The organism is Streptomyces sp. NPDC041940 (assembly GCF_055589465.1).
The window spans coordinates 452,227-473,272 of the sequence record NZ_JBVJBP010000002.1; the positions used below are offsets into that span (position 1 = coordinate 452,227).

Consider the following 21,046-nt stretch of genomic DNA (forward strand, 5'->3'; position numbering starts at 1 on the left):
GGGCGGCTGATAGCCGTCTTGTTCTGGCCGGTTCGCAGCGCTTACTTTTGCCCCTCCTGACGCATGTCTAGGGGGGGCACCCGATGGCCGTACGCGGCCGGCACCGCCGGTATCAGCCGAACAGGATCAACCGCGCCTCACTCACCGTCACGGCGGGCGGCGCGGGCATGGCACTGCCGTTCATGGGCACGTCCGCCGCCCAGGCGGCGGACGTGGACACCTGGAACAAGGTCGCCGCCTGCGAGTCCACCAGCAACTGGAGCATCAACACCGGCAACGGGTTCTACGGCGGTCTGCAGTTCACCCAGTCCACCTGGGAGGCGTACGGCGGCCGGACCTACGCGGGACGCGCGGACCTGGCCACCAAGGACCAGCAGATCGCCGTCGCCGAGAAGGTGCTCGACGGGCAGGGCCCGGGCGCCTGGCCGGTCTGCTCGAAACGGGCCGGACTGACCCGGGGCGGAGGCGAGCCCGACATCCGGCCGGCCTCCGGGAGCGCGAAGAAGGACGGGAAGAAGGACGCCCGGAAGAAGCCCGGAACCTCCATCGAGGACGTGCGGCCGCAGTCCACGCCGCAGTCCCGGGCGGGCAACGCCGAGATGTACACCGTGGTCCGGGGCGACACCCTCTCCGGTATCGCGTCCGACCAGGAGGTCCGGGGCGGCTGGCGGGGTCTGTACGCCGCCAACCGCTCGGCCATAGGAGCCGACCCCGACCTGATCGTGCCCGGTCAGCGGCTCGCGCTGCAGGGTGAGGGCGCCACGAAGACGCGCCCCGCGGCCAAGCCGGCCCCGTCCGCGAAGCCGGCCCCGTCACCCAAGAAGCCGGACCGTGCGAAGGAACACGCCAAGGAGCGCGTCAAGGACGAGAGCAAGGACCGCGCCGGACGGTCGACCGCCCGGCAGGGCCTCGTCGCCCCCGTCAGCGGCTCCCTGGGAACGCCCTACCGCAAGGCGGGCTCGTCCTGGTCGAAGGGCTACCACACCGGCGTCGACTTCCCCGTGCCCACGGGCACGTCCATCAGGTCGGTCGCGGCGGGCAGCGTCGTCAGCGCGGGCTGGGGCGGCTCCTTCGGCTATCAGGTCGTGGTCCGGCACGCCGACGGCCGCTACAGCCAGTACGCCCACCTGTCGGCGATCTCCGTGCGGGACGGGCAGACGGTGACCGCCGGCCAGCGCCTCGGCCGCTCCGGCTCCACCGGCAACAGCTCGGGCCCGCATCTGCACTTCGAGGTGCGGACGGGGCCCGGCTTCGGTACGGACGTCGACCCGGTGGCCTATCTCAGGGCCGGCGGCGTCACGATCTGACGCGTGTGCGGTGCCGGTCGACCGTGGGCAGCGGGACGTACGGGATGCCGTAGAAGGGCACGTAGGAGAGCCTGCGGCGTTCGCCGGGGCCTGAGGACACCGGCAATTCCCCGCTCTCGTACGGGATGTCCGGGGCGGCCTCGGGCTCCTCGGCGGTCAGGGGCCGGGGCACGGGCAACGGTTCGTCCCCGGACCGGCCGCGACCGGCCCCGCCACGGTCGCCCGTCCCCGCGCTCGGCGCTCCCACGCCGAGCGGCTCGGGGATCACGCCCCTGGCTACGGGCAGCACCCCCACGGCTACGGGCGGCGCGCCCACGGTCTCGGGCAGGACGCCGATCCCCGGCGCGGTGCTCCGGGCCTCCGGCGAGGGGTTCACCGCCCCGACGCCCAGCGTCTCGGGCCGCACACTCACGGCCGTGGCCGTCGCGCCAACGGCCGCCGGCGGGGCGCTCGCGGGCTCCGGCGAGGCGTTCACGGCCCCGGCCAAGCTGCCCACCGTGGCAGGCGACGCCCCCTCGGTCCCGGGCGCGACGCCGCTCAGGGTGCCCGCACCGACGGGCGACGCCCTCACCGTCTCGCGCGGCGCACTCCCGCTTCCGGCCCGGCCGTCGACCGTCACAGCCGAATCACCTGACCCCTGGGACACGGACCCGGACGAGGCCCCGGCACCCACCGGCTCCGGCCGGCCCCGTCCGCTCCGGGCGGGCTCGGGCACCGTCCCCGATGCCCCGAGGCCCGTGTCGACGGGAACCAGACCCGTACCGGCGACCTTCGGCCCCGTCCCCGCCGCGCTCTCCTCCGGCCGGCCCTGCGCGAGCCGCTCCGTCGTCAGCAGGATCAGACCGCCCGCCGCCACCACGCCACAGCTCAGGGCGAGCGCCGTGCCCGTCGTGCCGTAGCGGAAGGATTCTCCGAACATCGTGATGCCGACCGCGGCCGCCACCACCGGGTTCACGACCGTCAGCGTGGCCAGCGGGGCCGTGAGCCCGGCGCCCCGGTACGCGGCCTGCGACAGCAGCATGCCGGCCGTGGCGAGAACGCCGATCACGGCGAGCGAGGGCACGTCGGCCGCCGACACACCGCCGGTCCAGTCGACCGCCACGGTCTTGGTGAACACCGAGGACATTCCGAACGCGATACCGGACGCCGTCGCCAGCAGCATGCTGCGGACCGCCGGGTGCCGGTGCGCGGCCCGGGCGGCGATCATCAGCGCCACGACCGCAGCGGCGGTCACGACGGCCACGGCCACCCGCTGGGCCGTATCCAGCGACCGCGCGTCGGACGCGGCGACCAGGGACAGCAGACCGGCCAGTCCCACCGTCGCCATGATCGCGCCCCGCCAGGCCGTGGCACCCGCCTTGCGGCCGACGAACAGCGCCGCCATCGGCAGGGCCACCACGATGGTCAGCGCGCCCAGCGGCTGCACCAGGCTCAGCGGACCGTACGCCAGCGCCACCACGTGCAGCACTCCGCCGAGACCGTTGAGCCCGACCGCCGCCCACCAGCCCGGCCGGCGCAGCGGCGCGTACTCCTCGCCCGGCGAGGACTCCGCCACCCGCTCCTGCACGATCGCCCCGCCCGCGTACGCGACGGCGGAAACGAGGGAGAGCAGGACGGACAACGCGAGGGCGCTCATCGGCTGCTCCTCTGCGTGAGGCGGGGGCATTCAGCCCGGCGCGGCGAAAGGTCGGCTTTCATGACCAACACCCTGCCGTGTCCAGGTCTTCCCGTCGTCGTCCCTGAGCACTCATTGGGTCCTACTGCCGATGGAGTACGAGGGGAGCACCATCATCCCCAAGGCGGGTGACCACGGTCGGGGGCCACCGGGTCGCGTCCCCTAGGGGCCTTGGTACTACTGGTCTTCGTGGACCTCGACCCCGACCTCGCCGCACTCCGCCCGCTCGGCGGCTTCTTCGTGCTGCGCACGGAAGGAGCGGCGGCCAGGCCTCTTCCCACTCTCGCACAGGCCTACCGCGAAACGTCACCGGACGAGTACGGAAATCCCCTGATTTTTCGCGTCCGCAAGGTGGCCGGAGCCCTCCACGCCCCGGAGTTGCGCGTCGCCGCGTCCGTGGCCCACCTCGGCCTCGCGGCCCGCCTCTGGTCGGTCGCGCTCGGCTGCGCCGTCCTCTACGGCAGCGTCCCCGACCTCGACGCCCGGCTGCTGCACTGGGACGCCGACGCCAGCGCCCCCGACGACCTGTGGCTCAGGGACGTACGGCCGCTCCCCGGGGCGGGCGCGGCGACGCTCGCGGACACCGTCCTCGACGGCCACCTCGAACCCCTGGCCGCGGCCCTGCGCGCCCACCACCGCCTCGCCCCCGGCCTGCTGCGCGGGAACGCCGCCTCCGCGCTGGCGGGCGCCGCCCGCGAACTCGACCGCTGGGCCCGGCGGCACGACCGTGCGGACACCGCCGCCCGGGCCCGCTCCCTGGCCGCCGAACTCCTCGCGCACCCCCTGCTCGCCGGCACCGGAACCCTCACCGGCACCGCCTTCCGGCGCCGCAGCTGCTGTCTGTACTACCGGGTGCCCGGCGGGGGCGTCTGCGGCGACTGTTGCTTCACGACGCCGCCCCGCTCTTCCCCACACGCCCCATCTGGGTGACCATGAAGGGGAACGGCCGCTGAGAGCAGGGAGTTGCGGGTGCGAGTGGGACTGCTGACCCGGGAGTACCCGCCGGATGTGTACGGCGGTGCGGGCGTCCATGTGGAGTTCCTCGCCCGGGAGCTCAGAGACCTGGTCGACCTGGACGTGCACTGCTGGGGCGAGGGCCGCGCCTACGGTGTGCGGCGCCACCGGCCCTGGTCCACGCTCGACGGCGCCAACGACGCGCTGCGCACCTTCTCCGTGGACCTCGCCATGGCCGCCGCCCTGGAGGGCCGCGAGCTGGTCCACTCCCACACCTGGTACGCCAACCTCGGCGGCCACCTCGCCAAGCTGCTGTACGGCATCCCACACGTGATGACCGCCCACTCCCTGGAGCCGCTGCGCCCCTGGAAGGCCGAGCAGCTCGGCGGCGGCTACGAGCTGTCCAGCTGGGCCGAACGCACTGCGATCGAGGCCGCCGACGCGGTGGTCGCCGTGTCCGGGGCCATGCGCGAGGACATCCTCGGCTGCTACCCCGCACTGGACCCGGAGCGGGTCCACGTCGTGCACAACGGCATCGACACCGCCCTCTACCGGCCGGACCACGGCACGGACGCCCTGGACCGGATCGGACTCGACCGCTCCCGCCCGTACGTGCTGTTCGTCGGCCGTATCACCCGGCAGAAGGGCGTGCCCCACCTGCTGCGCGCGGTGCGGGACATCGACCCGGCCGCGCAGGTCGTGCTGTGCGCGGGAGCACCGGACACGCCGGAGATCGACCAGGAGTTCCGCGAGCTGTTCGGGGAGCTGAGCAGCGTCCGCGACGGCGTGTTCTGGATCCCGAGGATGCTGCCGCGCCCGGAGGTGATCCAGCTCCTCACGCACGCCGCGCTGTTCGTCTGCCCCTCGGTGTACGAGCCGCTCGGCATCGTGAACCTGGAGGCGATGGCCTGCGGCACGCCCGTGGTGGCCTCGGCGGTCGGCGGCATCCCCGAGGTCGTGGACGACGGTGTCACCGGCCTGCTCGTCCCGGCCGGTGACGACTTCGAGGCGGGTCTCGCCCGGGCCATGGACAGCGTCCTGGGCGACCAGGAGAGGGCCCGGCGGATGGGCGAGGCCGGGCGGGAGCGAGCGGTCGGTGAGTTCGGCTGGGACGCGGTGGCCCGCCGCACGGTCCGGCTCTACGAGGAGATCCTGAAACAGGCATAGCGCGTCCCGCACAGGGGCAGGCATCGGGAAATCGGCGTGAGGGGAGCGGCCATGCGGCGTGGTGGTCCTTCGGTCCTGGGAATCGTGCTGGCCGGCGGCGAGGGCAAACGCCTGATGCCGCTCACCGCGGACCGTGCCAAACCAGCGGTCACCTTCGGCGGCACCTACCGCCTGGTCGACTTCGTGCTGTCCAACCTCGTCAACGGCGACATCCTGCGCATCTGCGTCCTGACGCAGTACAAGTCGCACTCGCTGGACCGGCACATCACCACCACCTGGCGGATGTCCAACCTGCTCGGCAACTACGTCACCCCCGTGCCCGCCCAGCAGCGCCTCGGCCCGCGCTGGTACCTGGGCAGCGCCGACGCGATCCTGCAGTCGCTGAACCTCGTCTACGACGAGCAGCCCGAGTACGTCGCCGTCTTCGGCGCCGACCACGTCTACCGTATGGACCCCCGCCAGATGCTCGCCCAGCACATCGACAGCGGTGCGGGCGTGACGGTGGCCGGGATCCGGGTGCCGCGCACCGAGTCCTCGTCGTTCGGCGTGATCACGCCGGGCTCGGACGGCCAGACGGTGGAGCGCTTCCTGGAGAAGCCGACGGATCCGCCCGGCCTGCCGGACGACCCCGACATGGTCTTCGCCTCCATGGGCAACTACATCTTCACCACCAAGGCCCTCATCGAGGCGCTGCGGCGGGACGCGGAGGACGAGGCCTCCGTGCACGACATGGGCGGCTCGATCCTGCCCCAGCTCACCGACCGGGGCGAGGCCGCGCTGTACGACTTCAGCGCCAACCACGTGCCCGGCGAGACCACCCGCGACCAGGGCTACTGGCGGGATGTCGGCACACTGGACGCCTACTACGAGGCCCACATGGACCTGATCGCCGAGCGTCCCGCCTTCAACCTGTACAACCGCAGCTGGCCCATCTACACGCACTCGTACCAGCTCTCGCCGGCCCGCTTCAACGCCGGCGGCATCGCCAGCGAGTCCATCATCAGCGCGGGCTGCCTCGTGCGTGGCCAGGTCACGCGGTCCGTGCTGTCGCCGGGTGTCGTGGTGGACCCGGGCGCCGTCGTACAGGGCTCCGTGCTGCACGACAACGTGCACATCGGCCGGGGCGCGGTGGTGCGCGGCGCCGTCCTCGACAAGAACGTCGAGGTGCCGCCGGGCGCGACGATCGGCGTCAACCCGGAGCGGGACGCCGAGCTGTACACGGTGTCCAAGGGCGGCGTGATCGCCCTGGGAAAGGACCAGTTGGTCACCTGACCCCGACCCGGGCCGGGGACTTTGTCCTGCCTCTGGACGAAGAACGGAATCCGTGTTGTCATGCCTGCGCCCGCACATGACATCGTTGTAAACGGAGGTTCCGTGCGTACCGGACCCCTCAGAAACCGGCTCGCGTTACTGCTCGCCGCGTTCCTCGCCCTCACCGGCCTGACCGCGGCCCCCGCCCTGGCGGACGACCCCGCCGAGATCTACGGCCTCAAGGGCGAGTACTACACGCACTCCGCCCCCGGCGCCTTCGACTTCCACACCCTCAAGGCGACGACCTTCGACCAGGACCTCGACTTCGACAACCTGGAGCCGCGCCTGAACTTCACCACCGGCCGGTCGGACGACGTCAGCGTCCGCTGGACCGGAAAGATCGTCCCGGAGAAGACCGGCGCCCACACGTTCTCGGTCATCGGCGACAACGGCTTCCGCCTCTGGATCGACGGAAAGCCCGTCATCGACCACTGGGTGGACGACTGGGACCGCGAACAGACGGCCCAGCCGGTCGACCTGACCGCGGGCAAGGCCTACGACATCAAGGTCGAGTACTTCGAGCACTACGGCGGCTCCAACCTCCACCTCCGCTGGACCCGGCCCGGCGGCGGCAAGGAGCCTGTCCCGCAGTCGGCGTTCCGCCTTCCCGACGGCTTCGACTACGACGGAGCCCTCGCGGCCACGGTCCAGGCCACCGGCCGCACGCTCAAGCTGGACTTCGCCCAGCCCCTGACCGCACCCCCAGCCGGCTTCACCGACCACCTCAAGGCGGTGATCGGCGGCGCCGAGTGGCCCCTGGGCGCGGCGCGACCGGACCCGTCCGACCCCACGTCCCTCCTGGTCGCCCTCGACGAGCCGGTCGTCGGCAACAAGACCGGCACGGCCCGCGGCACCGCCGACATCCGCTACGACGGTCAGGGCGGTCTCTCCGACACCGAAGGCAACGTTGTCAAGGAGTTCTGGAGCAGCGGCCCCAACCGCTCGACGCACCAGCTGAGCACCCGCTGGGCCGACGAGGTCGGGCCGGACAACGCCCACCCCGAGTACCCGCGCCCGCAGCTCACCCGGGACGCCTGGCGCAATCTCAACGGCCGCTGGCAGTTCGCCGCCGCCGAGGCCGGCGAGCAGCCGCCCGTCGGCAAGAACCTGAAGGAGCGCATCCTCGTCCCGTATCCGGTGGAGTCCCGGCTCTCCGGCATCGAACGGCACGAGGACCGCATGTGGTACCGCCGCACCTTCACGGTCCCGCGCGACTGGGACATCGGCTCCGGCAAGCGGCTCAAGCTCAACTTCGGCGGCGTCGACTGGCGCTCGGAGGTGTACGTCAACGGCGCCAAGGTGGCCGAGCACGAGGGCGGCTACGACAAGTTCACGGCCGACATCACCGACGCGCTGAAGCCCGGCCGCACCCAGGAACTCATCGTCGGCGTCTACGACCCCACCGACGCGGCGTCCGGCGAGAACCCGCCGCTCGGCAAGCAGCGCCTGGACCCCAGCGGCATCTGGTACACCCCGTCCTCCGGCATCTGGCAGACGGTCTGGATGGAGCCGGTGGCCCGCGACCACGCGGACTCCCTCGAGCTCACCCCGGACGTGGCCGGCGAGAAGCTCACCGTCCAGGCCCGGGGCGTCCGGGACGGCGTACCGATCACCGCGACGGCCTACGACGGGAAGCGCGAGGTGGCCACCGCGAGCGGCCGTACCGGCAGCCCGCTGACCCTGACCGTGCGCGACCCGCATCTGTGGTCCCCCGACGACCCCTTCCTCTACAAGCTCAAGGTGAGGGTCGGCGCCGACCGGGTCGGCAGCTACTTCGGGATGCGCTCCATCGCCGTCGAGAAGGTGAACGGCGTTCCGCGCACGGTCCTCAACGGCGAGCCGGTCTTCATGATGGCCACCCTCGACCAGGGCTTCTGGCCGGACGGCCTGCATACCGCGCCCACCGACGAGGCCCTGGCCTACGACCTGAAGGCGCACAAGCGGCTCGGCTTCAACTCCGTCCGCAAGCACATCAAGGTCGAGCCGGACCGCTGGTTCTACTGGGCCGACCGGCTCGGGCTGCTGGTGTGGCAGGACATGCCCGCGATGACGGCCGGGGTGAACCCGAACGCGTCCTCCCGCGCGCGGTACGAGCGCGAGCTGAAGGAGATGATCGACGAGCACATCAGCAGCCCGTCGGTCGTCATGTGGGTGACCTTCAACGAGGGCTGGGGCCAGTACGACGTGGGCCGGGTCGCCGAGCAGGCCAAGGCCTGGGACCCCACCCGGCTGGTCAACGGCCAGTCCGGGCTGAACCTCGGCGCCGACGGCGGCACCGGCGACCTCATGGACGAGCACGGCTACCCCAGCCCGGCCCTGCCACCGCGCCCGGACGGTGAGCGTGCCCTGGTCAGCGGCGAGTACGGCGGCCTCGGGCTGGCGGTACCCGGCCATGCCTGGTCGGTGCAGCAGTCGTACGTCGACGTCGACCCGGCCACCTACACCGAGGACTATCTGACCAAGCTCGACGAGGTCCGGGCCCTGGTCTGCCGGGGCAGCAACGGTGCCGTGTACACCCAGATCGCGGACGTCGAGGGTGAGCTGAACGGCTTCCTGACGTACGACCGGGCGGTACTGAAACCGGACACGGCCCGCCTCAAGGCCGCGCACGAGGCGTTGATCCGTGACGCCTCCCGGGTGACTCCCACGGGGTGCCCGGCGGCGCAACCTGTGCTGGACTGACATCACATGCACCATAAGTCCCGCCCCTCTCGCCGGGGCGGGACTTAATCTGCTGTTAACTGTACGTAGACTGATCGTACTTGACCGTAATCGGCTGGGGGCGGTTGACTGCTGACCCACCCCGTCGTCGACGCGAGGCAAGCCCTTGACTGCTGACCTGCTCGCTCCTCTCGACCTGGCGTTCTGGAACCTCGAGTCCGCCGAGCACCCGATGCACCTCGGGGCGCTCGGGACCTTCCCGGCCCACTCGCCGGCCGCGGGCGCCCACGCCGCGGACCTGCTCGCGGCCCGTGCCGCCGGCGTCCCCGGACTGCGCATGCGCATCCGCGACGTGTGGCAGCCGCTGCCCTCGGCCCTGCGCCGGCCGCACGCCTTCGGCGGCGCGGCCCGGGAAGCCGACCCGGACTTCGACGCCCAGCACCATGTGCGGCTGCACGCCCCGACCGCCGACTTCCACGCGACGGCGGGCCGGCTCATGGGGCGTCCGCTGGAGCGCGGCCGGCCGCCCTGGGAGGCCCATGTGCTGCCCGGCGAGGACGGGGACTCCTTCGCGGTGCTGTTCAAGTTCCACCACGCACTGGCCGACGGGCTCCGGGCACTGACCCTCGCCGCGGGCCTCATGGACCCGATGGACCTGCCGGCGCCCCGGCCCCGCCCCGCCGCGGCCCCGCGCCCGCTGCTGCCGGACGTGCGCGACCTGCCCGGACTGCTGCGCGGCGCCCTGTCCGACGTGTCCCGGGCCCTGGACATCGGCGCCTCCGTCGCCCGCTCCTCCCTCGACGTGCGCTCCACCCCCGCGCTCACCTGCGAGCCGAGCGGGACCCGTCGCACCGCCGGAGTAATGCTCGACCTCGACGACGTGCACCGCGTCCGCAAGACCGTCGGCGGCACCGTCAACGACGTGCTGATCGCCGTCGTCGCGGGCGCCCTGCGCCGCTGGCTCGACGAGCGCGGCGACGGCAGCGAGGGCGTGGCGCCCCGCGCCCTGATCCCCGTCTCCAAGCGCCGCCCCCGCACCGCCTGCCCCCAGGGCAACCGGCTCTCCGGCTACCTGATACGGCTTCCGGTGGACGATGCGGACCCGCTGGCGCGCCTGGCCTCGGTCCGTACCGCCATGGACCGCAACAAGGACGCCGGCCCCAACCGGGGCGCGGGCGCCGTCGCCCTGCTCGCCGACCACGTCCCCGCCCTCGCCCACCGGCTCGGCGGCCCGCTGGTCGGCCAGGCGGCACGGCTCTGGTTCGACATCCTGGTGACCAGCGTGCCCCTGCCCAGCCTCGGCCTGAAACTCGGCGGCCACCCGCTCACCGCCGTGTTCCCCTTCGCCCCGCTGCCCCCCGGCCACTCCCTGGCGGTGGCGGTCTCCACGTACCGGGGCAGCGTCCACTACGGGCTCGTCGCCGACGCCGAGGCCGTCCCCGATCTCGACCTGTTCGCGGCCGCCATCGCCGAGGAGGTGCAGACGCTGATCACCGCCTGCGAGTCCTGAAAAGGGGCGAGTTTGGCGGTCCGGCCCGGTGCTCCGTAAAATTCGCCCTTCGAATGCGGGCGCGACCGGCGCGCCGCGACGGCAGAGCAGGGAACGACAGCGGCGATGACGGTGACAGAGGACGGCCCGCAGGCCATGGACGAGGCGAGCGGGCTCTCGTACGGACCCGGCATCGACCCGGAGCGTCTCGCCGTCTGCCTCAGCGTGCTCGAGGAACTCGACAAGCTGGAGGTCGACCACCCGGACGCGGTCGCCGTGCGCCGGGCCACCGCGGGCGTCTACCGCACGGTCAAGCAGCGCCGCCGCCAGGAGCGCCGGGCCGCCAAGACCGCCCACGACAAGGCGGTCACGGAGGCCACGGCGACCGGCTCCGCCCAGCGCATCGACGACGAGACCGAGGGACTGCTGCCCTCCTCGACCACCGACGAGGGCAGGATCGCGGGGATACTCCAGCGCCCGCGCTCCTGCTACACCTGCAAGGCCCGGTACGTGGAAGTCGACTACTTCTACCACCAGCTCTGTCCCGACTGCGCCCGCGTGAACCGCGAGAAGCGCGACGTCCGCGCCGACCTCACCGGCAAGCGCGCCCTGCTCACCGGCGGCCGCGCCAAGATCGGCATGTACATCGCGCTCCGGCTGCTGCGCGACGGCGCGCACACCACGATCACCACGCGCTTCCCGAAGGACGCCATCCGCCGCTTCAAGGCGATGGACGACTCCGCGGACTGGATACACCGCCTGGAGGTCGTCGGCATCGACCTGCGCGACCCGGCGCAGGCCGTGGCCCTCGCCGAGCAGGTCGCCGACGCCGGCCCCCTCGACATCCTCGTCAACAACGCGACGCAGACCGTGCGCCGGCTGCCCGCCGCCTACGCCGCCCTGGTCGACGGCGAGAGCGCCCCGCTGCCCGCCGGGGAACTCCCCGCCCACCACGTCATCGGAGCCTTCAACTCCGGCGCGGTCGACGGCCTCGCCGCGCTGCCGCTCGGCACCAGCGGCCTCGACGCGCAGAAGGTCGCCGACCTCGCCCTGGTCGCGGGCAACGCCAGTGTCGAGCGGCACCTCGACGGCACTGCGATCGACGCGGGCGGTCTGGTCCCCGACGTCGTCGACTCCAACACCTGGGTGCAGACGATCGACCAGATCTCCCCGGTGGAGCTGCTGGAGACCCAGCTCTGCAACTACACGTCACCGTTCATCCTGATCAGCGCCTTGCGTCCCGCGATGGCCGAAGCCGCGAAGAAGGCGGCGAGCGGGCGGGCGTACGTCGTGAACGTCTCGGCGATGGAAGGTGTCTTCGGGCGCGGGTACAAGGGTGCGGGGCATCCGAACACGAACGCCGCGAAGGCCGCGATGAACATGGTGACGCGGACCAGTGCGCAGGAGATGTTCCAGGCCGACGGGATTCTGATGACCTCGGTCGACACGGGGTGGATCACGGACGAGCGGCCCCACTACGACAAGCTGCGGCTTGCGGAGGCCGGGTTCCATGCGCCGCTTGACCTTGTCGACGGGGCGGCGCGTGTGTACGACCCGATCGTGCGGGGTGAGGCGGGGGAGGATCTGTACGGGGTGTTCTTGAAGGATTACGCACCTGGGAAGTGGTAGGGGATGTGTCCGCGGGTTGAGTGTGGCTAGTCGCGCCCACGCGGCGGAGCCGCAAATTCATACAGCCCCGCGCCCCTGAAAGGCCGGGGTGCGCGCTGCCCTTGCTCGGGTACCCCCGTCCACCACCAGGTCCGCGCCGGTCACCCACTCCGCCGCGTCCGACGCCAGCCACACCACCGCCCGGGCGACGTCCTCCGGCTCCCCGATCCGCCCCAGCGGGAGCCCGGCCGCCACCTCACGCTCGCCCGGTTCCCATACGAACCGGGCCATCTCGGTGCGAACCAGGCCGGGGGAGACGGAGTTCACCCGTACCCGGGGCCCCAGCTCACCCGCCAGCTGCTGGGTCAGATGCAGCAAGGCCGCCTTGCTCGTGCCGTACGCGCCCACGTTCGGGCCGACGTGTCCGGCGCCCTCCGTGCACACGTTGACCACCGTGCCGCCGTGTTCCGACATCCACGCCCGCCACGCGCACTGGACGAGCCGCAGCGGTGCCTCGACGTTGACGGCGAAGGCCTCGCTCCAGGCTTCGGGGGCGACGTCCATGAGCGGCCCGTACGGCTGGTTGGTCGCCGCGTTGTTGACCAGGATGTCGAGGCGGCCGAACTCGCGCAGGGCCAGCTCGGTCAGGCGCCGGGGATGGCCGGGGTCGGCGACACCGCCCGCGAGCCCGATGCCGCCCAGTTCCTCGGCGGTGCGCCGTACCTCGTCGGCGTCTCGCGCGCTCACGCACACCAGCGCCCCGGCGTTCACCAGGTGCCGGGCGACGGCCAGCCCGATCCCGCGCGTCGCCCCCGTGATCACGGCGGCTCTGCCCTTCAGCCCGTACGACGACGACACCATCGGCGTACGGTCTCATGACGAGCCGTCAGTCGACAGCCCCGAGACGGGAGTTGCGCGCCGCCAGGAGGTCCAGCACCGTGCGCCAGTCCTCCAGGACCCCGGCGTCGAACCCGGCCGTGCGGCCCTCCTCGCTCGCCTGGCGCAGGGTGAGGAGGTCGTCGTCGGCGACGGCGTCCCGGCGAGGGCACCGGCGTACGAGCCGGGAGACCCGCTCGCCGAGCAGGGCGCGCACCGCGTGGGCCGCGTGGTCGGCGCGCGCGGCCGGATCGCCGGGCCACAGCAGTCCGCCGACGGGCTGCACCAGGCCCGCCACTTGCAGTTCCTTGTCGGCCGGGCGGCCGCGGCGCAGCAGCGCGGCGGTCCGCAGCGCGTGGTCGTGGAGGTCGACCGGCGGGCGGTCGTGGTCCGGGGCGTCCCTGGTGCCCCGGCAGGTGTACAGAAGATCCATCAGCTCCTCGACGCTGCGCAGCTCCATGCGTCAGTCCTCCTGCGAGACAGCCGTTGCCGTGCGGCAGCAGATCATGGCGAGCTTTCGACTCAGCCAACGGCACTTGAACTGCGTAACCGTGTCGAAAGCGTCTACGCCCTTGTACGCCGTTCGGGTGGTACTCGAATCGCCCTTAAGTGAACAAATCGTCCTCTAAACCCGAGTTGAACACTGGATGACGCGCGATTGTTACCGGTCGTTTTCAGCCCCATCGAGCGGGGGCCCGCTCATTTGGTTAATCTGTTCCGGACGGACAGCAGTACGGGGTCCTACCCACACCCACGGTCCGTCATGGGACACGCCGGTTCACCACCGCCTGCTCTCCCGTGAGTCGACCGGCGCCACCGCGTCCGAACTGCTTTTGACATGAGACCCATACGGGCGTCAGGCGCAGCAGGACCGGCGCGTGCGTCCCGAGGGTGACCGACACATAAGGAGTGCGCGGTGACACCGGAGAAGACGAATCGAGATCAGCGCCCCAAGGAACGCGGCGAGCGCGCCGGCCGGCGGGCCGACGAGCTCGGCAGCCTTGACGTGTGGGCCCGGTCGGCCCCGATCCGCCTCGCGGGCTACGAGGAGGACCTCGCAGAGCCCCACATCCTGCCCAGCGTCGACTGACCAAGGGCACACCCCCTCGCACCACATAGTCGCCGCGGGCGAGACCTGCCGCATGGGACCCGGGTACCTCCGAGGAGGAGGCCCGGGTCCTGTCGATGAATCCGGTGAAACGGGTCTATGTCGTCACGGACGCATCAGGGACGGACGTACGGGCGGGTCATGATCTCCATGTTGTGGCCGTCCGGGTCGTCGAAGTAGGCGCCCCGTCCGCCGAAGAGGTCGTTGACGCGGCCGGGTTCGGTGTGACTCGGGTCGGCGTAGTAGGCGACCCCGAGCGCCTCCAGGCGGCCGATCATGGCGTCGAACCGCTCCTCGGGTACGAGGAACGCGTAGTGCTGGGGCTGGATCGGCTCGTCCCGCTTCTCGTAGTAGTCGAGGGTCACGCCGTTGCCCAGGTCGACCGGCAGGAACGGCCCGAAGGGCGCACCGACCTCCAGGTCCAGGACGGCCGCCAGGAAATCCGCCGACAGCTGGCGGCGCGAGGCGAACACCACGATGTGGTTGAGGTGGGCGCCGGTGGTCGGCAGGGCGGGCGGCGTGTGCTGTGCGTGGGACATGAGTGGGTTCGTCTCCGGGTTTCGGTATCCGTGGTGAAGCGCGCCGCAGCGGCGCGCGGGACGGGGAAACGGAGACGAGAGGCGGGGCTCGTGCCCTCACCGGCTCTCGGACGGGCCCGGGCGGGGTCACCCCCGCCGCGCTCATGCCGAGGCCGGGCGCCTCACTCGTGCATGGCCTACGGCCGACCCGGCAGTCACCCGGCCGACTCTAGTTCACCGGCGCCGTACGCCGCCACGGGATACGTTCCTCCAACTGCTCGGCCAGGGACAGGAGTCGGGACTCCGTGCCGGGGCGTCCCACCAGCTGTACGGCGCAGGGGGCGCCGGAGGGGAGGGTTCCGCAGGGGACGGACATGGCGGGCCAGCCGGTCAGGTTCCACGCGGGCGTCAGCGGCGAGTAGTTCGTGTTCGCCAGCACATTGCGCAGCCAGCCCCGCTCGTGCCACGGCGCGGCCTTCGGGGAGCGGCGGGCGAGCGCCGGGGTGAGCAGCACGTCGTACTCGGCGAAGAAGGGCTCCAGCCGCCGGCGCAGTTGTTCCCGGCCCGCCCCGGAGCGCGCCGTGCCCACGAAGGACCGGCCGAGGGTGGCGTGGACCCGGGTGCGGCGGGTGAGCAGTCGCCGGTCGAGGTGCTGGGCGTCCGCGGCCGTGCCCGCCGTCCAGTGGACCAGTGAGGTCACGGCGAGTGACATCGGGTAGGGCGGGTCGGCGCGCCGGACCTGATGGCCCGCCTTCATCAGCACCTCGGCCGCCTCCCGGGCAGCCGTCGTGTACGGCCGGCTGATCGTCACACCGGCCAGGGGGCTGCGCAGCGACACGGCGACCCGGAGGGCGCTCGGCTTCGACCGGGGCTCGGGCTCGGTGCCGGCGAGGACCGAGAGCATCAGTCGGGCGTCCTCGACGGTCGTGGCGAGGGGCCCGTTCTCCGACAGGCCGAACCAGTCGCTGTCCCCGACGCCCGTCGGGACCACTCCGTGGCCCGGCTTGATGGTGACGAGGCCGCAGTTGGCGGCCGGTATGCGCAGTGAGCCCATGCCGTCGTTGCCGAGGGCGATCGGCACCAGCCCGGCGGCGACCGCGGCGGCACTGCCGCCCGACGAACCGCCCGCCGAGCGCGTCGGGTCCCAAGGGTTGCGGGAGGTGCCCAGCACGCCGTCCGTCGTGCCGAAGACGCACAGTTCGGGGACGTTCGTCAGTCCCACCACCACCGCGCCCGCCGCCCGCAGCCGGGCCACCGTCACATGGTCCTGGGCCGCGGGGGTGTCGGGTGTGGCGGCCGAGCCGACGCGCCGGGACTCGCCGCGCACGGCGAGGTTGTCCTTGACGGCCACCGGCACCCCCGCCAGGGGCAGCTCGGCGAAGTCGCCGCGCGCGGCCACCTCCTCGGCCTCGGCCAGCGCCGCCTCGGCACGCACCGTGCGGAACGCCCCGACCCGGCCGTCGAACCGCTCGATCCGGGCGAGGTGCTCGGCGACCACCTCACGAGGGGTGACCCGCTTCTCACGGACGGCGGCGGATATCTCGGCGGCGGTGCGGCCGGCCCAACTGGTCACAGAGAACTCCTCGGAGGGGAGGGGGACGGGCGTACTGGCGAGTACGTAGGGAGAACTGTGCACCGGCAGGGGGCGCACGTCGAGGTCACCGGCCGGACAATGCCCCTCGGTACGCCCTGTGCGCCCCCGGACATCCGATCAATGGCTCAACTTTCACGTCTGCATGCCCCATTGACAGCTGTCGGTGCCAGCTCAATGATCAGACGTCCGATGAATGGGGAGCCGTATGACTGAGCGCGGAAGACGGCGAACGTGGTGGACCGGAGTCCTGGCGGCACTGGCGCTGCTCGTCACGGCGGCACCCGCGGCACCCGCGGTCGCGGAGGAGTCGCGGACCCCGGTCACGGTGCCCGCCCTCACCGACTGGTCCCCGGAACCCGGCAGTTACGCCTACGGCCGGGACACGCGCCTGGTCGCCGGCACCGGAGCCGAACGCCGGGTCGCCGGTACCCTCGCCGCCGACCTCCGGGCGGCCGGTCACGGCACGGTCCCTGTCGTGGGGGGCGGAGCCCGGGCCGGCGACATCGTCATCGACATCCGGCCCGGCAGATCCCCGCTCGGCCCGGAGGGCTACGAACTCCACGCGGGCCGACGGCTGTCGGTGACCGGCGCGACCGAGACCGGCGCCTTCTACGGCACCCGGACCCTCCTCCAGCTCCTCGCCCAGGGCGACCGGGTCCCCGCCGGACGCACCGTCGACGTGCCGCGCTACAAGGAACGGGGCGTCGGCGTATGCGCCTGCTACGTCCATGTCTCGCTGCCGTGGCTGGAGAACCTGGTGCGCGAGATGGCGTACCACAAGCTCAACCAGCTGCTCCTCGAACTGAAGGTGAAGAGCGACGCCCACCCCGAGGCCAACACCTGGGGCTACTACACCAAGGACGAGATCCGCCGGCTGGTCGCGCTCGGCGAGAAGTACCACGTCGAGATCATTCCCGAGATCAACTCCCCGGGCCATATGGACCCGTGGATAGAGAACCGCCCCGACCTCCAGCTCACCGACACGGACGGAGCCAGGCAGCCGTCCCGGCTGGACATCACCCGGCCCGAGGCCTTCGCCTACTACAAGAGCCTGATGGACGAGTACGCCGAGGTCTTCCCCGGACTGGACTGGCACATGGGCGCCGACGAGTACATGCTCGGCTCCGACTTCGCCAAGTATCCGCAGGTCCTCACGTACGCGCGGGAGAGATACGGCCCCGACGCCACACCCCAGGACGCGTTCGTCGACTTCGTCAACCGCGTCCACGCCTACGCGGCCTCCCAGGGCAAGCGGCTGCGCATCTGGAACGACGGGCTCACCGGCGCCAACACCGTGCCGGTCGCGGCCGGTACGACGGTCGAGCACTGGCTGAACGTCGCGGTCAAGCCGAGCGAACTCATCGCCGGGGGCTACCCGTTGATGAACGCGGCCTACGCGCTCTACCTCGTCCGCGGCGGCTTCCACTCCGACACCGAGGCGCTGTACGACCAGAGCTGGGACCCGCGCGGCTTCGAGGGCGAGAAACTCACCTCCAGCGAAGGCATCACCGGCGCGAAGATCAGCCTCTGGCCCGACAACGGCCGCGGGGAGACCGAGAACGAGGTCGCCGTCGCCCTGTGGCCCGCCCTGCGGCACATCGCGCAGGCCACCTGGGGCGATCCGCATCCGGACGCCAGGTACGACGGGTTCACCGCGCGCGGTACGGCCGTGGGCCACGCGCCGGGCTTCCGGGACCTGACCCGGGTGCCGGTCCCGGACGGGACATACACCCTCCGGACCTCCGGCCGGTCGTTCACCGCCGCCGTCCGGCGCACGGCCGACGGCTACGTCACCCTGCGGACCCAGGACGGCTGCCTGGAGGTGCGGGGCGGGAAACTCACGCTCAACGTGCCCCTCCAGCCGGGCGTCGAGGTGACGCCGCAGGCCTGCGATCCCGCCGGCACCCTCCAGCGCTGGGCACTGGAGCCGGCCGGCGGAGGCGGCCACCGGCTCGTCAACGCGATCACCCGGATGACGGTGAGCGTGACGGACGACGGCCGGCTCGCGCAGTACCCGCCCGATCAGCGCACCCCCGCCGTCTGGCATCTGACCTGAGGAGTCGTCGCCATGGCCGTGTCCCGACGCGTGTTCGTCGCATCAGCCGCAGTCCTCGCCGCGACCGCCGGCATGACGGCACCCGCACCGGCGGCCCCGCCGGATCCCCGTCGCGGCCGCATCCCCGTCGGACCCGACGACAGCCCGGAGGACCTGGTCCGCAAGGCCTCCCAAGTGCGCCCCACCCCAGGGCAGATCGCCTGGCAGCGCCTGGAGCGCACCGCCTTCCTGCACTTCGGCGTGAACACCTTCACCGGCCTGGAATGGGGCACCGGCGACGAGGACCCCGACGTCTTCCGGCCCATCGGCCTCGACACCGACCAGTGGGCCCGCGTCCTGCGCGACGGCGGCTTCAAGCTGGCCATCCTCACCGTCAAGCACCACGACGGATTCGTCCTCTACCCCTCCCGCTACACCGGCCACACAGTGGCGTCGAGCAGCTGGCGCGACGGCCGGGGTGACGTCCTGCGCGACTTCGCCGACTCCATGCGACGCCACGGCCTCAAGGTCGGCGTCTACATCTCGCCCGCCGACGAGAACCAGTACCTGCACGGCGTGTACGCCAACGGCAGCGCCCGAGCCGACCGCACCGTCCCCACCCTCGTCGACGGCGACGACCGCACCCCGCCGCGCTCGTACACGCTCCCCGCCACCGACTACGGCGCCCATATGCTCAACCAGCTCTACGAGGTGCTCACCGAGTACGGCCCGGTCGACGAGGTGTGGTTCGACGGGGCCCAGGGGCACATCCCGCCGGACAAGGTCGAGAAGTACGACTGGGACAGCTGGTACAGCCTCGTGCGCTCCCTCGCCCCGGACGCCGTCGTCGCCGTGACCGGGCCGGACGTCCGCTGGGTCGGCAACGAGGGCGGGCTGGCCCGGCAGGACGAGTGGAGCGTCGTCCCCGTCCAGGAGAAGGACTACGGGCGGACCGACTACGCCCTCTCCTACGACGCCCCCGACATGGGCAGCCGGGACGCCCTGGTCGCCGCCCGGCCGGTCGCCGACTACCTCCAGTGGTGGCCCGCCGAGTGCGACGTGTCGATCCGGGACGGCTGGTTCTACCACGCCGACCAGCGGCCCAAGAGCGTCGATCAGCTGACGGACATCTACTTCCGCTCCGTCGGCCGGAACTCCGTGCTGCTCCTCAACATCCCGCCGGACACCGACGGGTTGCTGCCCGCCGCCGATGTCACGCGCCTGCGGGAGTTCCGCGACCGGATCGACCGCGAGCTGCCCGAGGACCTGGCGCACGGTGCCCGGACCAGCACCTCGCCGGGCCGGGTCACCGTCGACCTAGGCCAGGAGCGGGAGGCGGACCGGGTCCGGCTGGCGGAGGACATCCGGTACGGCCAGCAGGTGGAGAGTTTCGTGGTGGAGGCGTACCGCGACGGCGGCTGGAGGGAGGTGGCCCGGGCGGGGGTCGTCGGAGCGAGCCGGATCCTGCTGCTGCCCGGCGCCGTGCGGGCCCGGCGGTGGCGGGTGCGGGTGACCGGGGCGCGAGGGGCCGTACGGATCGCGGAGTTCGGGCTGTACCGGTCCCGGGTCTGAACGGGCTCAGCGCAGGTGGCGTGCGAAGAAGGCCTCGGTGACGTCCATCTCGGCTGCCCACCGGGGCCCGAACGTGTGCCCCTCGCCGGTGACGGTACGGAGCTCGACGTCCTTGCCGGCCTCCTCGAACGTGGCGGAGACCTCCCGTGACCAGGCGAGGGGGCAGGTGTCGTCCGCGGTGCCGTGCTGGATCAGCAGGGGTTCGGACACGCGGTCGGCGTAGGTGAGGGGCGAGACGCCGCGCCAGAAGTCCGGGTCCTCCTCGGGGGTGCCGTGCTTCTCCTCGATCTCGGCCACGAGCGGGTCGCCGTCGGGCCGCTGGAAGTGGTCGATGTTCTCCTGCGGGCGGGCACTCACCGGCGCGTACGCCACAGCCGCGTCGAACAGACCGGGCGCCACGACCAGCGTGTTGTACACGACCCCGCCGCCCATCGACCGGCCGAACAGGCCGAGGCGGTCGCCGTCGATCTCCGGACGCCCCGAGTCGCGCAGGGCCAGGGCGGCGCCGATGACGTCCTCGGTGTAGCCGAGCCGCAGGTTCACGTCGTTGTCGGGGTCCTTGTCGGAGCGGGCGTGGTTGCGGTAGTCGGTGTGCAGGACGACATTGCCGTCGCGGGCCAGGCGGTCCTGCTCACGTGGCATGCCCTGGCCGCTGAAGTAGGCGTCCGGGTCGATGTACCCGTGCGCCAGCACCAGCGCCGGGAAGGGACCCTCACCCTCCGGGATGTTCATGATCCCCGAGATCGTCAGGCCGTTCGCCTCGTAGGTGACGGCGTACCGGGTGTAGGCGGAGGTCCGGTCGAGCACGGCCCCGAGACGCAGTCCGGAGCCGGTGTGCTCGCGCCGCATCAGGGCGGGGAGGGAGACGGGGTCGGCCGGGGTGGGGGTGGGGGAGGGTGTACCGCGAGGTTGCTCGCTCGTGGCGGGAGCGGTCTCGGGCGCGCTCTCGTCCCCACCGCCGGTGCAGCCGACCGCGACGGTCAGCAGCAGCCCGGCGGCGGCCCAGGCGGTGCGCCGCACTCGCATACGGTCCATTGTGACTCCGCCGGGCCCAGCAGGGCAGGTCCGTGCGGCCCGGGGGGGGGGGGGGGGGGGGGGGGCGCGCCACCCCCCCCCCCCCCCCCCCCCCCCCCCCCCCCCCCCCCCCCCCCCCCCCCCCCCCCCCCCCCTA

The 21,046-nt window shown here is 72.3% G+C and carries 16 protein-coding genes; 10 read left to right on the forward strand and 6 right to left on the reverse strand.

Going from position 1 to position 21,046, the window contains the following annotated elements; translation table 11 throughout:
• Window positions 1-83 precede the first annotated feature (83 nt).
• Window positions 84-1,307, forward strand: a complete 1,224-nt coding sequence (locus ACZ6I3_RS06655) for a transglycosylase family protein (RefSeq protein ID WP_469412289.1) — start codon at window positions 84-86, stop codon at window positions 1,305-1,307.
• Here the strand turns inward: ACZ6I3_RS06655 and ACZ6I3_RS06660 are convergent.
• Window positions 1,297-2,943: a DMT family transporter gene (locus ACZ6I3_RS06660; RefSeq protein WP_469412291.1), complete on the reverse strand. Its 1,647-nt coding sequence runs from the start codon at window positions 2,941-2,943 to the stop codon at window positions 1,297-1,299. The genes ACZ6I3_RS06655 and ACZ6I3_RS06660 overlap by 11 nt on opposite strands.
• 210 nt (window positions 2,944-3,153) lie before the next feature.
• On the opposite strand from ACZ6I3_RS06660, the gene ACZ6I3_RS06665 reads away from it, so the two are divergent.
• The 6 genes from ACZ6I3_RS06665 to ACZ6I3_RS06690 all read left to right on the forward strand — a co-directional run bounded on the left by ACZ6I3_RS06665 (window position 3,154) and on the right by ACZ6I3_RS06690 (window position 12,193).
• Window positions 3,154-3,912, forward strand: coding sequence for a (2Fe-2S)-binding protein (locus ACZ6I3_RS06665; RefSeq protein WP_469412293.1), 759 nt, complete (start codon window positions 3,154-3,156; stop codon window positions 3,910-3,912).
• Window positions 3,913-3,951: 39 nt separating this feature from the next.
• Window positions 3,952-5,103, forward strand: a complete 1,152-nt coding sequence (gene glgA, locus ACZ6I3_RS06670; protein WP_469412294.1) for a glycogen synthase — start codon at window positions 3,952-3,954, stop codon at window positions 5,101-5,103.
• Window positions 5,104-5,154: 51 nt separating this feature from the next.
• Window positions 5,155-6,375, forward strand: a complete 1,221-nt coding sequence (glgC, locus tag ACZ6I3_RS06675) for a glucose-1-phosphate adenylyltransferase (RefSeq protein ID WP_469412296.1) — start codon at window positions 5,155-5,157, stop codon at window positions 6,373-6,375.
• A gap of 102 nt (window positions 6,376-6,477) precedes the next feature.
• A complete protein-coding gene (locus ACZ6I3_RS06680) occupies window positions 6,478-9,096 on the forward strand; it encodes a PA14 domain-containing protein (protein ID WP_469412298.1) in 2,619 nt (872 codons plus the stop codon).
• 145 nt (window positions 9,097-9,241) lie between these two features.
• A complete protein-coding gene (locus tag ACZ6I3_RS06685; protein WP_469412300.1) occupies window positions 9,242-10,585 on the forward strand; it encodes a wax ester/triacylglycerol synthase family O-acyltransferase in 1,344 nt (447 codons plus the stop codon).
• Between the two features lie 105 nt (window positions 10,586-10,690).
• The gene (locus ACZ6I3_RS06690; RefSeq protein ID WP_469412302.1) at window positions 10,691-12,193 is read left to right on the forward strand and encodes an SDR family NAD(P)-dependent oxidoreductase; all 1,503 of its coding nucleotides are present in this window, start codon (window positions 10,691-10,693) and stop codon (window positions 12,191-12,193) included.
• 57 nt (window positions 12,194-12,250) lie between these two features.
• On the opposite strand, the gene ACZ6I3_RS06695 is transcribed toward ACZ6I3_RS06690, so the two are convergent.
• Entirely contained in the window at window positions 12,251-13,030 is a 780-nt protein-coding gene (locus tag ACZ6I3_RS06695) for an SDR family oxidoreductase (RefSeq protein ID WP_469412491.1), read from the reverse strand.
• Between the two features lie 28 nt (window positions 13,031-13,058).
• Complete coding sequence (locus tag ACZ6I3_RS06700; RefSeq protein WP_469412303.1) at window positions 13,059-13,508, reverse strand: hypothetical protein; 450 nt, start codon at window positions 13,506-13,508, stop codon at window positions 13,059-13,061.
• Window positions 13,509-13,964: 456 nt separating this feature from the next.
• Here ACZ6I3_RS06700 and ACZ6I3_RS06705 point away from each other — a divergent pair, with 456 nt between their 5' ends.
• Window positions 13,965-14,138, forward strand: coding sequence for a hypothetical protein (locus tag ACZ6I3_RS06705; RefSeq protein WP_189722517.1), 174 nt, complete (start codon window positions 13,965-13,967; stop codon window positions 14,136-14,138).
• A gap of 134 nt (window positions 14,139-14,272) precedes the next feature.
• Here the strand turns inward: ACZ6I3_RS06705 and ACZ6I3_RS06710 are convergent, their stop codons facing one another.
• Together ACZ6I3_RS06710 and ACZ6I3_RS06715 are read right to left on the reverse strand one after the other, a co-directional pair.
• Entirely contained in the window at window positions 14,273-14,695 is a 423-nt protein-coding gene (locus ACZ6I3_RS06710) for a VOC family protein (RefSeq protein WP_469412305.1), read from the reverse strand.
• A 208-nt stretch (window positions 14,696-14,903) separates the two neighbouring features.
• Window positions 14,904-16,247, reverse strand: coding sequence for an amidase (locus ACZ6I3_RS06715; RefSeq protein WP_469412307.1), 1,344 nt, complete (start codon window positions 16,245-16,247; stop codon window positions 14,904-14,906).
• Between the two features lie 226 nt (window positions 16,248-16,473).
• On the opposite strand from ACZ6I3_RS06715, the gene ACZ6I3_RS06720 reads away from it, so the two are divergent.
• Together ACZ6I3_RS06720 and ACZ6I3_RS06725 are read left to right on the forward strand one after the other, a co-directional pair.
• Window positions 16,474-18,324: a family 20 glycosylhydrolase gene (locus ACZ6I3_RS06720; protein WP_469412309.1), complete on the forward strand. Its 1,851-nt coding sequence runs from the start codon at window positions 16,474-16,476 to the stop codon at window positions 18,322-18,324.
• Between the two features lie 12 nt (window positions 18,325-18,336).
• The gene (locus tag ACZ6I3_RS06725; RefSeq protein ID WP_469412310.1) at window positions 18,337-19,875 is read left to right on the forward strand and encodes an alpha-L-fucosidase; all 1,539 of its coding nucleotides are present in this window, start codon (window positions 18,337-18,339) and stop codon (window positions 19,873-19,875) included.
• A 6-nt stretch (window positions 19,876-19,881) separates the two neighbouring features.
• Here the strand turns inward: ACZ6I3_RS06725 and ACZ6I3_RS06730 are convergent, their stop codons facing one another.
• Window positions 19,882-20,910, reverse strand: a complete 1,029-nt coding sequence (locus ACZ6I3_RS06730; RefSeq protein ID WP_469412494.1) for an alpha/beta hydrolase family protein — start codon at window positions 20,908-20,910, stop codon at window positions 19,882-19,884.
• Window positions 20,911-21,046 lie beyond the last annotated feature (136 nt).

What these genes read in the sequence shown, in the direction of transcription:
- ACZ6I3_RS06720 (WP_469412309.1), top strand. Translation starts at nt 16,474, where the DNA reads ATGACTGAGCGCGGAAGACGGCGAACGTGGTGGACCGGAGTCCTGGCG.
- ACZ6I3_RS06725 (WP_469412310.1), top strand. Translation starts at nt 18,337, where the DNA reads ATGGCCGTGTCCCGACGCGTGTTCGTCGCATCAGCCGCAGTCCTCGCC.
- ACZ6I3_RS06660 (WP_469412291.1), bottom strand. Translation starts at nt 2,943, where the DNA reads ATGAGCGCCCTCGCGTTGTCCGTCCTGCTCTCCCTCGTTTCCGCCGTC.
- ACZ6I3_RS06710 (WP_469412305.1), bottom strand. Translation starts at nt 14,695, where the DNA reads ATGTCCCACGCACAGCACACGCCGCCCGCCCTGCCGACCACCGGCGCC.
- ACZ6I3_RS06700 (WP_469412303.1), bottom strand. Translation starts at nt 13,508, where the DNA reads ATGGAGCTGCGCAGCGTCGAGGAGCTGATGGATCTTCTGTACACCTGC.
- ACZ6I3_RS06655 (WP_469412289.1), top strand. Translation starts at nt 84, where the DNA reads ATGGCCGTACGCGGCCGGCACCGCCGGTATCAGCCGAACAGGATCAAC.
- ACZ6I3_RS06690 (WP_469412302.1), top strand. Translation starts at nt 10,691, where the DNA reads ATGACGGTGACAGAGGACGGCCCGCAGGCCATGGACGAGGCGAGCGGG.
- ACZ6I3_RS06730 (WP_469412494.1), bottom strand. Translation starts at nt 20,910, where the DNA reads ATGGACCGTATGCGAGTGCGGCGCACCGCCTGGGCCGCCGCCGGGCTG.
- glgC (WP_469412296.1), top strand. Translation starts at nt 5,155, where the DNA reads ATGCGGCGTGGTGGTCCTTCGGTCCTGGGAATCGTGCTGGCCGGCGGC.